The organism is Peribacillus deserti, from assembly GCF_002863585.1.
Lineage (GTDB): Bacteria > Bacillota > Bacilli > Bacillales > DSM-1321 > Paraperibacillus > Paraperibacillus deserti_A.
This window is the reverse complement of the sequence record NZ_PGUY01000012.1, coordinates 20,481-34,291: the sequence shown is the minus strand read 5'-3', so window position 1 is coordinate 34,291 and position 13,811 is coordinate 20,481. Positions and strand designations below refer to the sequence as shown.

Sequence of the window (13,811 nt, the reverse complement as noted above, 5' to 3'; positions counted from 1 at the left end):
TTTTATGGACTTACCACTTTTGTTATAAATTCTGCATCCATTGTTTCTAGGTTTTTAGTAAGGACATGTACCGTAAGGGTCCATTTCCCTTCCATATTTAAATCCATGCCCTTGTAGGCGTATTTACCATCGGCCATTTTGTTAAGGGTAACCGTTTGTTCGGCCATCTCCATGTCCAGTGATTCAAACTTAAGCGTTGCTTGTTCTATATTTTTAATAGTCTCCCCGTTAGGGTCGCTTAAGGTTACCTCAAACACATTCTCGCCAGTACGATTAGGAGTAATCTGAAAAGAGATTCGATTGCCGCTTTCTAATGTTTTTGTTTCTTGAAAGTCTCCAGGAGGCTTTGCCACAGGTGTAAGCATATTGGTTAAAATCACCGACAGGGCAAGTACAATAAGTCCAGTTTTCAGCTCCGCCCATATAGATGGTTTCAGCCCCTTTTGTCTGTTCTGTCTACCACTTAGAAAATTATTGGTTGCGAATAAAAGCATGATCATAAAGAGGATAACTTTACCGCACAAAACTCGGCCGTAACCCGTATTGAAAAGACTGTCCAGATTTGGAATGTGCAAAAAGCTGCCATAGAGACCCGTTAGGGTGAGCACTACTACCGTACCAATGCCCCAAGCTGAAAACCTTTGAATGATTTCACCATCTTGTTCTTGAGATGTTGACTTCCTGCTTTTTGCGAAAAGGGATACCATCGCCGTTAGGCTGCCGATCCATATGGAAGCAGCGAATAAATGGAGAAAGTCCATTGAAACAGGCAGGATATTGTTTTCTGATGTAGCAGCGTGACTCGTGAACGATTTTGTCAGTAACAATGCCACGCTGATCGCAAATGAAGCCCAAACAAACAACCGTTTATTAAATTGGTTACCTGTTACACCAAAACAAGCAAAACCAAGAAACACCAATAACACAATCTGAACCATCCAAATCTGACCAAATGACGTGTTTGTTAATAGCTCAGTAAGCGTCGCAACGTTGAACACCTCTAGCCATGATTGATCCGATTCAATCGTTGCCTGGAGTGGAAAACTAAGAATAACACTAATAACCAGGAAAATAAGGGAAACTCGTAACACACTAGAAAAGTTCTTTTCCAATGCTATATGTTTTCTTGGTTCCTTTGGCAATAAAAACTGGTTAAAAAACAGCACACCGACAATGCAAGCGTTACTGACATAGTGGATCCAGCGTATGACGATTAGATCCCAATGCGGGGTGTATCCGGCTGATTCCTTGGACGAAAGAACAGGCTGCGAGCTTTTCGCTCCTATTTGAAATGGGATGACTCCCTGCACAGGATGTCCGTCACTTGAAACAGCCCTCCAATGAGTGCTGTAAACCCCTTCTGGCAAATTCGGTTTCAGTGATGCTTCAATGATAGACGGGATCTTAGCATTTACTTGCCCATTTTTTTTATCAACCCGTTTTCCTCCAGCATCGTATACCTCTATCGAAGTAAAGGCGGATTGAATCGTTTCATTAAATTGAATGGAAACTTTTGGTGGAGAATTTACCAGTGTTTCATTCTCCGATGGAACTGACTTTTTTATGTATGCATGAGCAAACGAAAAAGAAGGACAGGTCAATAACAATACAGCGATTAGTAAAAGAACTGCGTAACTTTTCTTTTTCACGATTCAGTGGTTCACCTCCTTAACAGTCGGTTACTGACTTCGCCTGAAATGGAAACGATTATAACTATTTTAGTATTTGCATGAACATCCTGTGTTACCACTCATCCTTAACAAAATTTCACTCACTGCCGCTTCAAATCTAAAAATGGTTCCTCCAAAGCCTTTTTGAAATTGTTTGGCATGCTTTTCTGACTCAAAGGCTATCACCTGCGGAAGGCAGCAGTTCAGCTCAAAATCGGCATCGAACAGGAAGTATGCCATTCGTGCACTTATGGTTGTGTTTTTTAGAAAATCACGACATATGATTTGGGATACCTCAGATTTTATATCTGCATAATGCAGCAAACCGCAATGAGGGCAACATAATTGCTCTACTTTTAAATCGTTCGTTATGATTTGAACTGAATGGCGGTTCTCAGACTGCCTTAAACAATAAGCACATGAGTTGGAAGAAATTTTTTTCATTAACGTAATTCCGCCCGTTGTTTTAACAATCTCATTCTCTTCAATTAACGGTTTAATATCTCGGTAAACGGTCATCTCGGATACACTTAAACGCCTGCTGATGTCTGTGATGGACAAGGTGTCTTCTTTTTTTAACCAGGACAATATTTGTCGCTGCCGTTCAATCGGTAACATAACTTCCCCCCTACCTCAGAATAGAATAGGAAGCACCTTTATACAACATGGAATCATGAACAAATGTGAATATTTGGTGGAAAATCACATTTTTTTTCACCGAGCCATTCCCAACCCATTTTATAAAGAGTCTAGTATTGACCTTAACCAGCAGCACCTATCATTGGGTGTATATCATCAGTAAGATATTTACAGCAACTTGAGAGCATGAGAGAACTATGCTCTCTATTATTTATGAATCTTTCCATTTAATTGCATATTAGCCCGTACAATAAAAAAACGCACCGATTGAACAAATCGGGCGTTTTTTTTATTGAACACTGACCATGATGAACTAACCGGTACCCCTCTCTTGTAGTATGAAGCTTCGCTTGTTATACGGGATCTAGGTCCCAACCAGCCTCAATCGTTTTTCTATAAGTATGGGGCGAACTGTTTAGTTGACGAAATCTATGCGAAGTCCCACGGGGGCATCCTTTTTAATTTTCAGTTAGACGAAGTCTTTCCTAAATTTGAACCGTTTAATCCTCATCTCCAGTGACTTTAATAGCTGGAGTGTTGTTGTAGATATAAGTTGGCGGGAAGTCTTGTTTATCTTCATCATTTCCGTAAAATGCATCTTGTATTTTTATATTGGTACTTTCCGCTTCAGGCATTCCTTCTTTCGAAGCCCTGACTCTATTATCCTCCAGCTTGGCATTTAATTTAATATTAGCCAAGACAGTTTCTTCATTAAATAAGTTTTTTTGAGTCATATAAAAACCCTCTCTCTAGCGATGAGATGTATATATTAAACCAAGATTTCCTTTTTATTGTTGCAATAGCCGAATGGCAATATACATTTAGGCTTCATAAGCCTGCTTTAACTTTTTACTTATAATAACGGAATTTCGGAAAATACTAGGGATGAATTTAATATTGCTTATACAATCAGGAGGCACTGAAGATGAAAAAGTTCAAATTCGTTGTTTTATTACTGTTAATTGTTACTTCGATCAGCATAACGTCAGCTTGCGGTAAAGGAAATAACAACGCCGGAGATCAAAAGAAGGAAAATGGCGGAGCTGCAGGTAATTTAGAAGGAAATATTAAGGTGGATGGTTCATCCACTGTTTACCCTATCATGGAAGCTGTTGTAGAGGATTATGGTTCTAAGCAGCCAGGGGTAAAAGTATCCGTCGGTTCATCGGGAACCGGAGGCGGTTTTGAAGCATTTGGAGCCGGAGAAACACAATTAAGCGATGCTTCACGTCCAATTAAAAAAGAAGAACAGGCCACTCTCAAAAAGAATGGCATTGACTACACTGAATTCCGCTTGGCATTTGACGGAATTTCAGTAGTTGTCAATAAAGACAACGATTGGGTAGATCACCTCACAGTTGAGGAATTAAGTAAAATGTGGCTTGAAAACGGGACTGTTAAAAAATGGTCAGACGTACGCAAGGGTTGGCCGGATAAGGAAATTAAGTTCTATTCGCCAGGAACAGACTCAGGCACATACGATTATTTTGACGAAGACATTCTTAAGAAAAAACCTTTAGTAGAAGGTGCCACTCTTTCTGAAGATGATAATGTTCTTGTACAAGGTGTTAATGGCGATAAAAATGCAATCGGTTTTTTCGGTTTTGCATACTATCTCGAAAATAAAGATGACCTTAAAGTGGTTCCTATCGATGCAGGAAAAGGTCCAGTGACCCCCTCACATGAAACCATAAAATCGGGTGAATATACGCCTTTGTCTCGTCCGTTATTTGTTTATGCCAGCAACTCTGCTGTGAAAAAACAAAAAGAAGTCAACGACTTTCTGCAATTCACCCTTCAAAATGCTGGTCGTCTAGCAGAAGATGTCGGCTATGTCAGCCTGCCAAAAGAAGAATACCAAAAAGAATTAGATAAGTTGAAAGCAATAAAGTAGTTATTAATTAAGTGGGAGGTGCAGTTATGACTTCTCACTTATCTTATGAATCACGAAAGAGGTGTTAACGTGGGAGATGAAAATGTTAATCATTCAATTCAGGATTTAATTTCAAAGAAGTTTAAAAAGAAACGGGCCGGTTTTTCATTCGAAAGACTGGTTCCTATCCTTCTTTTTATTACTGCTTTAATATCTGTTCTAACAACGATTGGAATTGTGCTTACACTTATTTTTGAAACAATAACCTTCTTCACCCGCGTCTCTATAGTGGAATTTCTTACAGCGAAAAAGTGGTTTCCATTTTCAGAGACTCATGGTTCGTATGGAATCCTGCCACTAGTAACGGGTACATTAAAAGTAACAGGAATTGCCATTTTGGTTGCAGTCCCGATTGGAATTGCATCTGCGATATATTTGAGTGAATATGCAACCGAAAAAACTAAAAAAATCATCAAACCCATTTTGGAAGTGTTAGCTGGAATCCCAACTATTGTATATGGATATTTCGCACTAACCTTTGTGACTCCGATTCTTAGAAACGTTATGCCGGGCCTAGAAATCTTTAACGCGTTAAGTCCGGGTATAGTTATTGGCATAATGATTATTCCAATGATCGCTTCTCTCTCTGAGGATGCAATGTCTTCAGTACCTAATTCCATTAGAGAAGGTGCTCTTGGTTTGGGGTCTACAAAATTTGAAGTGGCTTTTAAGGTCGTCCTTCCTTCTGCTCTTTCTGGGATTATTGCTTCTATTGTTTTAGCAGTTTCCCGTGCTATAGGAGAAACCATGATCGTTACTGTTGCAGGGGGTTCTACCCCGACCCTGACATGGGATGTTACAAGATCCATTCAAACAATGACGGCCTATATTGTGCAGGTAAGCCAGGGGGATGTGGGGTATGGGACAACTGTTTATTATAGTATTTATGCGGTCGGAATGACTCTATTCCTCTTTACTCTGATCATGAATTTTATTGCACAGTTTGTGTCCAGACGCTTTAGGGAGGAGTATTAAAGTGAAATTAATTGATCACAGCAGAGTGTTAAACCATATGAAGCCCCGAGTATCTTTTAATATCTTTTTCAGGTCACTATTTTTACTGGCGACTCTATTTGGATTATTAGTACTAGGAATTCTTCTATACCGAATTATTTCTCAGGGTCTTCCTTATTTCAACTTCCAATTTTTACAAAACCTTCCTTCTCGAAACCCTGAACAGGCCGGAGTGTATACAGCCTTGATCGGTTCGATCTGGCTAATGGCTGTCGTCGCTCCTGTTTCTTTAATTTTAGGGGTCGGCACGGCTATTTTCTTAGAAGAGTATGCAAAGAAAAATGCTATTACAACTTTTATTCAAATCAACATATCAAATCTAGCTGGAGTTCCATCCATAGTTTTCGGACTTCTTGGCCTGACAGTCTTTGTGCGTGCGTTTGCTTTAGGGAGCAGTGTATTAGCGGCTGGTTTGACAATGAGTCTGCTTGTACTGCCTGTAATCATTGTTGCTTCTCAGGAAGCCATACGATCTGTACCGAAAGAATTACGGCATGCCTCCTATGGTTTAGGAGCAACTAAGTGGCAGACTATCCTTCGTGTCGTTCTTCCGGCAGCAATACCAGGAATCTTAACTGGCGGGATATTAGCCTTATCAAGAGCTATTGGTGAGACAGCTCCACTTGTTGTGCTGGGTCTGCCCCTATTTCTTGCCTTTTTGCCAAGATCGGTCTTCGATATCTTTACTGTTTTACCGATGCAGATATTCAACTGGACGAGCCGCCCCCAGGAAGAGTTTCAGGCATTAGCTGCTGCGGGTATCATGGTGTTATTAATTTTACTGCTTCTTTTAAATACCATTGCTGTTCTGATCAGAAATAGATATCAAAGACGATATTGAGAAAAAGCCTTTAAGGAGGGTTAAGCTATGAGTGAAACTCAGACTCAAAAAAGTGTAAAGGGAAATAACGATACTAAATTGGTCTATAAAACGAATGGACTGAACTTATGGTACGGAGAAAATCACGCTTTAAAAGATATTCAGTTAAATGTAGTTGAAAATGAAGTCACGGCCATTATAGGTCCTTCTGGATGTGGAAAATCAACTTATATTAAAACTTTAAATCGAATGATTGAACTAATACCAGGTGTTAAAGTAACGGGAGAGATCGTATACCGCGGAAGAAATATTCTAGATAAATCTTATCCTGTCGAGGAATTGCGTACGAAGGTTGGGATGGTATTTCAAAAACCAAATCCCTTCCCAAAATCGATTTATGAAAATGTTGTATATGGACCAAGAATTCATGGCATTCGTGATAAAAAAATACTGGATCAAATCGTCGAAAAAAGCCTGAGAGGGGCAGCAATATGGGACGAAGTAAAAGACAGGCTAAATACGAATGCCTATGGACTGTCCGGTGGCCAACAGCAGCGGCTGTGCATTGCCCGCTGCATGGCGATTGAACCGGATGTGATACTTATGGACGAGCCTACCTCAGCCCTTGATCCTATTTCGACTCTAAAAGTCGAAGAATTGCTGCAAGAGCTAAAAAAGAATTTCAGCATTATCATTGTGACACACAACATGCAGCAGGCGGCACGGATTTCAGATAAGACAGCCTTCTTTTTAAATGGTGAGGTCATTGAATTTTCGGAAACAGATAAGATTTTCTCTAACCCCTCTGATAAAAGAACAGAAGACTATATCACGGGTCGTTTTGGATAACAATACGACGCCCCAATACTGCGAAAGGATGTTTCCATATGCCAATTCGTGAAAAATTTGAAGTCGATCTAAAGGAACTTCAAAGAAAACTTAAAGAGCTTGGAGCTTTTACACATGATTCACTGATAAGATCGTTAAAAGCTCTAGAAACAAAGGACATAAATCTAGCTCTCGAGGTGATGGAAGAAGATACAAAAGCAAACATTTTAGAAGATGAGATTAATGATTTTGCTATCTTACTTATTGCAAAGCAGCAGCCGGTCTCCATCGATCTCCGCCGAATCATTGGTGTTATCAAAATAGCTACTGACGTAGAGAGAATTGCTGATTTTTCCGTTAATATAGCCAAGTCAACCATTCGCATCGGCAAAGAAGGTAAAATAGGACCCGTGGAAAGCATAAGAAAAATGCATCAATTAACATTAGAAATGTTGGAACTTTCCTTGGCAGCCTTTATCGAGGAAGATGTTGAAAAAGCAAAGAAAGTAGCCAGTTTGGATGACCAAGTAGATGAACTCTATGGACAAACGATTCTGCATTACCTGGAAAATAATGAAGGAACACCTGAATCATTATCTGAAACCACACAATTGTCATTTGTATGCCGCTATCTAGAAAGAGCAGCTGACCATTGTACAAATATAGCAGAAAGTGCGTATTATCTGGTGAAAGGAAGAAGGTACGATTTAAATACCTAGTGTCTAAAGAGAAATAAAAGCAAACGTATTACAGCAATATTCGTGGCGGCTACTAAGAGCCAAGGATATTTTTGCTGTGGAAGACCGCCATAGAAATGCAGTAATTTAACTCCCCCCACTTTGCGTTCTTCTTCCGACCCTTGTACATAACCATCTCTAAGGTAGATATAAGTATTTACTATCAAGAAATTAAGGAAAATATAAAGAACCCGGGCTCTTTCCGAGCCTGGGTTCTTCGAATTGCCTAATCCAGCAGCTTAGTTGACTTTTACATTAGTCGATTGGCTTATATTGCCTGCTTTATCCTTAGCAACGATCCTTAATGCTGCACCCTTTTTCTGGGATTTAATTTTGACTTTGTAAGTTCCTTTAGCATCGGCAGCTGCTTTGCCGAGGACTGTTTTTTCTTTGTAAATGTAAACAGTGGAACCCTTTTCAGCCTTGCCTGTTACATAAAGAGTTTTATAGGTAACTTTATTTACAGAAGGCTTGCCTGGAGCCGTAGTATCCAGCACTTTGACCGTCTTGGCGCTGCTAACGTTTCCTGCCGTATCAGTCGCAGTTACTTTAATCTCGGTTCCTGCAGCCTGCTTACTGATGGAGAATTTATATTTTCCACTCTTGTCTGCAGTAGTGCTCTTTTGATATTTTCCGTTTAAATACAGTTTTACAGTGGAACTGGCTTCTGCTTTCCCGCTGACTGTTGTGGATTTATCGGTTACTTTGTCCACACCAGGTGCTGTTGGAGCAACGAAATCAGGCATTTTCGTGAATGATGGAAGACCTGAGATATAGCCAATGCCGCCAGTTTTGTTGATGCCAATCTGTTCGTCAATTGCCTTCAATAATTCTTCCTTATTTACAACAGCTGGGTCAAATTGCTTCTTATCGACTTCATCACCAGGGTGCTGGAAGTTGCTCATGATGTAAGAGAACCCATTGCGGTCATCTGCTGCAAACAACCCAGTAGATTCCGCACCCGCTGGTGCTGAAAGCACTCGTGACAATTCCTTGGTATCGATATTATACGCCCATACAAAGTTGTTTGTATGCTGTCCGCTGTCTTCACCGATGAATAAAGTTCTCATTGCCTCGGAGTAGCTTAAATTATCCGGACTGGCTATCTTGTTCACATTTGCAGTGTTTCCATAGGCATCAGCGCTGGCCAGGTCTTCTCCCGCCAATAAACCATTCATTGTGGCAGCAACATAATTACTATTAATCAGCTGTCCTGTGCTGTCTTTTTGCCCTGCTGTTAAATCTAACTGATAAGCAGCACCTGCTTTTAATTTCGGCAGCTGAATATCGTCAGGTACTTCAGAACCCGCAGCCGCTTTTTCCATGCCGCTGCTTTGGTCAGCGATAGCAACATATACTTTTTTGTCTTTTGAATTTAGTGTGATACCTTCCATTTTGTTGAATTCAGTAGTTCCCCCCAGATAACCGGCATAACGGCGGGATTCTAGGAAAGCAGCTGCCTTTTCCATACCTGGCTTAAGCTTTAGATACTCAACTTTTCCGTAGGAATATTGTTTAATAGCTTTAAAGCCTTCTTTTGGCACATCAGAAGTTTCGAAAATATCGCTGAATTTGATGCCTTTATCTATCAGCTTTTTAATCTCTTTATCACTGGCTTCCCCTAACTTGATCCATTCAAGGTTACCTGCACCTGACTTATCGTCATTTACCTTTGTTTGATGGAATTTAGCGGCGTATAAAGTACCAGCGGACAAGTCTTTCTCCTTGTTCGCTACATACATGAACATCGTGGTATTTGAACCATCATCGCCGAAGAATGCCGTTTTGTTATCAGGCATTACTTTCATTAACTCATGGGAGAAACGGCCGACGCTATAGTGTTTTACTGCTTTGGCTTCTCCGTCTCTATTTACTGAAATCTCGGGGATATAGCCATAGAAATATGGATTAGCTTTAGACTTATCACCAAAATAAAGGTTGGCAAAGCTTTCAGTCCATGTTCTTGCACTTGAAGCCGGGTCAAATTCAAAACCGCGTGCATCCGGTTCATATTCTTCAGAACTTAAGTGAGTGTTCCATGGTGAAAGTGAGCCATTACATGGAATCCAAAGGCCGTTAACATTAGAAAAATCAACTTTCTTTACTTCTTTTTCCTTAAGTTCACCGGTATTCTTATCCTGGTCTAAAGTCGTTAATGAAATACTGGCAGGGACTATGCCGTATGCAGATTTTCCTGCAGCATCGAGCGTTTGATACTCGTAATGAGTGAGCATATATAGCTTGCCGTCAATCGGATTCAGCAGACTGTTTGAATCAGGAGCATCTGATACGAAATATGCAGGGCTGCCAGGAAGACTGTTGTCAACAATAGGATCTCCATAATAGTCGATAGGCGTGCCCGCTGGGATTTTTTCACCATTTACTGTGGCTACTTTGTCTTCTGATTTAAAAAGCTGTTTATACGTAAGAGGGAATTTTTTGACCTTTCCATTACTGTATTTCACTTCCACAGAAGCATTTGTATAGGTCTTTACCATTTGATCTATGGTAGCAGGCGCCTTCATGCCGCTAAACTTGACTGAATCAACCTTTACTTGCGGTGATGGTGCGGCTGCAGATGGCGATAATGCAGGAATGGTAATCGCTAGTGCAAGTGCAGCTGCTGCAGCTCCCTTTTTAGTTATGCTTTTCATTTAACATCCTCCTAGCAAAATAGGTATCTTTCATTGTCTATTAAAGACTAATATTGTAAAACTACCACTAAATATATTTTAATTTTTTGTAAACTTTTGTGACAACAATGTGAAGGGTTTTAAAAATATGTAAATTATTAACCTTTTTAAACGTAATGTTAGCGTAGTGGTTGCAGCTTCAATAAACGAAATGTAAATATGGTGTGTTGTTTTCGTAAATCGCTTTGACGATTGGTTATACAAGCTTTAACATAGAAATTGATTTCTCTACTACTTGAATATAGGAGTGTAATAGATGAACAACATTCGCAAAATGATCCTCATGACGTGCGGATTAATTATAGTTGTTGGTATTGCTGTTTTCACCATTTATTTTTCCAAACAAGATGCCTCGGCACAAGACGGAAAAAAAGAACCAAAAGAAACAAAGGTCTTCCATTTGTACGCCGCAGACATGCAGCAGGAAATGGCGCAGGGAACTACATTGTATTCATGGGGTTTCGGACTATGGGACCCTGAGAAAAATGCTCCTGCCTCAAAGCCTACCATACCTGGACCGGAGTTGCGCGCTAAGCAGGGTCAGCATGTAAAAGTGGTTTTCCACAATCAGCAAAAGGAAATGCATACTATTCATTTTCACGGAATCGACAATAGCTTCCAGGGAGACGGCACACCAGATATGAGCCAGCATGGAATGATGAAAGGCAACACTTTCACATATGAATTCGATGCGAAAGAACCCGGAACATTTTGGTATCACTGCCATGTTGAACAGGACAGACACCCGGAAATGGGGCTGTATGGCGCAATTGTAATAGAACCGAAGGACACGAAGTATAAGGCTGATAAAGAATTTACAATTCTGTTATCAGAGCGGGACCCGGCTCTAAGCGCGGCTGAGGGTAAGGAAGCAGGTCAATATGTTGGGACTGCTGCCGAAAACATCAAGCTTGAAGGTGAGTATGATACCGCCGATAGAAAAGCGAAATATTATACAATCAACGGTAAATTAGATCCAGAAATCCCGCCGATACAAGTAAAAAAAGGCGGAAAGTATTTGATCCGGCTCATTAATGCGGGTTCTGAGGTTCACACCTTCCATACGCATGGACACCATTTTAAGATTGTGGCTTCTGATGGCAGAGATTATCCTGAACCCATCACAAAGGATTCAGTCACAATCGGACCTGGTGAAAGATATGATCTGCTGTTAACGGCAGATAACCCTGGCATGTGGCCCATTCACTGCCACATGGGACCTCATGCAACACATGGCATGCACATGATGATGGTATACGATGAATACCATCATCATGTGAATCATGGCGGAACCACTCCAATAGGCAACGTAAAGCATAACCTTGCAGTACTTAAACAATATCAATATGAGAAAAAATATGAGCTGATGAAACCTGAAATCAGCGAATTAACAAAGGGATTAAAAGGTTTTTATAATGTGGTCGCATCAGAGCATTACGACGAATGGACGGCGCTCGATGAAACTGCCACATCCATTCAAAAGCAGCTTGACGGTAAGGTGAACCCTGCTTCACTAAAAAAATCAATGGACAATTTGACAAAACAAATTAATGATATGGAGCAGCTTCTACAGGGCGGCGATATGAGCTGACGGCTCGAGCAATCTAATGGAAAAGATCACTGCGTGAATGTGCAGTGGTCTTTTTTTATGTAAATCAGGGCATAAGAATTGTTTATGATTGCAATAAAATAATAGTCATATGACTAATGTAAAATAACGCACCCGTTTGCTTAAGTACACTACATCACAACCTGCGTTCACTTATCCAAATTCAAAGGTGTAAAGCAGAACCATATTGATATACAGAGTATTTATTGCTAAAAAAAAGAAAAGACAAGGGGTAAAATGAAAGCCCTTGTCATAGTTCATGTTTTTATCGATTAACGGTGTTCACCGTCCATTGTTCCTCAAGTTCATCTTCTTCGTGTTCGCCATTTTGGTGTTTTTTAGTGTTGTTCTTGAATAGGGTTGACACCTCGATTGTACGGTCCGCCACCCTGCCAAATCCATCAATTTCCAAGCGGTCCTTAAACGCTTTGACGACTGCGTAGGCATTAGTATCAGGCGTATCCAGCATACCTTCGAAATTCACATATTTGATTCCGTTTTTCTCTCCGTAATTACCTGCATGATTATGTCCATTGAAGTACGCCACCACATTACCCGCAGACTCCAATTCTTGCATGATTTCAGCATCGTTCCATGCGTTATGCTCGTTTGCCGGGTAAACCGGATGGTGTCCGATAATTACAACTTTTTCATGGTTTTTAGCAGAATTCTTTAGAACGTTATGTAGCCACGTCATTTGCTCAGTGCCCACTCCCCCATTCCATGGCTGGGCATTTTTGGCTCCGGTCGCCTTCAACTGGTTATACATCTTTTCAGCTTGTTGGTATTTCGGGGAACCTGGTTCATTCGCATACATGCTTATATCATTTGTGTCAAGTACGACAAAACGCCAGCCCTTTTCGGCAAAGTCGTAGTATTGGTTCTTCATACCTAAAATATCTACCACTTCATCTGTCGGTACGGCGAAATCGTGATTTCCGAGAAGGTGATATTTTTTCCCTTCAATCTTATTGAAATATGGAAGAATGGTGTTGAAGCTTTCTACGTTCCGGTCGATTAGATCACCCGTTTGCACGGTGAACTCAAGATTATGCTGATTGAGTGTAGCCGTTGCTTCCTGCAGTTTACTTATGGAATTACGATAATAACGCACACCCGATGTATCACAATCGCAATATTGAATGTCCGAGATTAGCCCGAATTCAAAGGAAGGTTTTTTGTTTGTATGTTCGTTATTTGCTGCCGAGGCTGGGCTTGCCGCAAATAAAGATAGTCCCAGTGCAGCAGAAGCACTCATAAACATAAACTTTTGGGCGATGTTTTTTTTTCTTTGTTTCATTAACACTCAAATATTCCCCTTTCGTCTTTCAGATTACTATTTTATGATAAAGCAAAAAAATCTGTAAATTGCCATTTTTACAGAACGTTTAATTAGAATTCACAATAATATCAAGTCTTAACATAAGGATAGTTCTAAAGGAAGTTTCATTTTGACGACCGTTCTGAAACAAGCGATCCGTTCCGCCCATTCGAAAAAATTTATTGACTAATTTTAAGAAAAGCTAACGAATATTTATATTACCTAACGCCCCCCCTAGTTTAAGTACAATATTCACAAACTGGGTTTGAATTCTAGTTATTATTCAGTCTCTAGTGGAAAGTTTGGTGCAAGCGGATTTTAGCATGGATCAATAAAAAATATATGTGGTGAACACCCTTCTGTTCAACCTTATGGGAAAGTTATTTAAAAGAGGTTGTCGTACCTCCGATGTTAGACATCGAGATTGCCCAATCGGTAAGCGAATATACAGGACATTAAACTCTATTTCGAAAGAAGAACAACATACAAAACATGGAGAACAGACACCCAAGAATCCTTCACGAATTAACCCGTTAAAGGTTATTTA

General features: G+C 40.2%; 11 protein-coding genes. 6 read left to right on the top strand and 5 right to left on the bottom strand.

Annotated features, from left to right (window positions below):
- Positions 1-2 precede the first annotated feature (2 nt).
- The 3 genes from CUU66_RS04110 to CUU66_RS04100 form a co-directional block, all read right to left on the bottom strand.
- The gene (locus tag CUU66_RS04110; RefSeq protein ID WP_101640407.1) at positions 3-1,649 is read right to left on the bottom strand and encodes a copper resistance protein CopC; all 1,647 of its coding nucleotides are present in this window, start codon (positions 1,647-1,649) and stop codon (positions 3-5) included.
- 69 nt (positions 1,650-1,718) lie between these two features.
- Complete coding sequence (locus CUU66_RS04105; protein ID WP_101640406.1) at positions 1,719-2,288, bottom strand: DeoR family transcriptional regulator; 570 nt, start codon at positions 2,286-2,288, stop codon at positions 1,719-1,721.
- 521 nt (positions 2,289-2,809) lie between these two features.
- The gene (locus CUU66_RS04100) at positions 2,810-3,043 is read right to left on the bottom strand and encodes a hypothetical protein (RefSeq protein ID WP_101640405.1); all 234 of its coding nucleotides are present in this window, start codon (positions 3,041-3,043) and stop codon (positions 2,810-2,812) included.
- Positions 3,044-3,234: 191 nt separating this feature from the next.
- Between CUU66_RS04100 and CUU66_RS04095 the strand changes: the two genes are divergently transcribed.
- Genes CUU66_RS04095 through phoU form a run of 5 tightly spaced genes read left to right on the top strand, consistent with a single transcriptional unit; the run spans position 3,235 to position 7,623 of the window.
- On the top strand, positions 3,235-4,203 hold the full coding sequence (locus CUU66_RS04095) for a PstS family phosphate ABC transporter substrate-binding protein (protein ID WP_101640404.1): 969 nt from the start codon (positions 3,235-3,237) through the stop codon (positions 4,201-4,203).
- 45 nt (positions 4,204-4,248) lie between these two features.
- The gene (pstC, locus tag CUU66_RS04090; protein WP_101640403.1) at positions 4,249-5,217 is read left to right on the top strand and encodes a phosphate ABC transporter permease subunit PstC; all 969 of its coding nucleotides are present in this window, start codon (positions 4,249-4,251) and stop codon (positions 5,215-5,217) included.
- Between the two features lie 37 nt (positions 5,218-5,254).
- Positions 5,255-6,097: a phosphate ABC transporter permease PstA gene (gene pstA / locus CUU66_RS04085; RefSeq protein WP_101640421.1), complete on the top strand. Its 843-nt coding sequence runs from the start codon at positions 5,255-5,257 to the stop codon at positions 6,095-6,097.
- A gap of 27 nt (positions 6,098-6,124) precedes the next feature.
- The gene (pstB, locus tag CUU66_RS04080) at positions 6,125-6,925 is read left to right on the top strand and encodes a phosphate ABC transporter ATP-binding protein PstB (protein WP_101640402.1); all 801 of its coding nucleotides are present in this window, start codon (positions 6,125-6,127) and stop codon (positions 6,923-6,925) included.
- A 38-nt stretch (positions 6,926-6,963) separates the two neighbouring features.
- Positions 6,964-7,623 (top strand): phosphate signaling complex protein PhoU, encoded by a 660-nt coding sequence (gene phoU / locus CUU66_RS04075; protein ID WP_101640401.1) that lies wholly within the window; start codon positions 6,964-6,966, stop codon positions 7,621-7,623.
- Positions 7,624-7,880: 257 nt separating this feature from the next.
- Here phoU and CUU66_RS04070 read toward each other — a convergent pair whose 3' ends face one another.
- Positions 7,881-10,295 carry an Ig-like domain-containing protein gene (locus CUU66_RS04070; protein WP_101640400.1) on the bottom strand — a complete coding sequence of 805 codons (2,415 nt, stop codon included), beginning with the start codon at positions 10,293-10,295 and terminating at the stop codon, positions 7,881-7,883.
- 295 nt (positions 10,296-10,590) lie between these two features.
- Here CUU66_RS04070 and CUU66_RS04065 point away from each other — a divergent pair, with 295 nt between their 5' ends.
- Positions 10,591-11,925, top strand: coding sequence for a multicopper oxidase family protein (locus tag CUU66_RS04065; protein WP_101640399.1), 1,335 nt, complete (start codon positions 10,591-10,593; stop codon positions 11,923-11,925).
- Between the two features lie 283 nt (positions 11,926-12,208).
- On the opposite strand, the gene CUU66_RS04060 is transcribed toward CUU66_RS04065, so the two are convergent.
- Complete coding sequence (locus CUU66_RS04060) at positions 12,209-13,243, bottom strand: metallophosphoesterase (RefSeq protein WP_219622776.1); 1,035 nt, start codon at positions 13,241-13,243, stop codon at positions 12,209-12,211.
- Positions 13,244-13,811 lie beyond the last annotated feature (568 nt).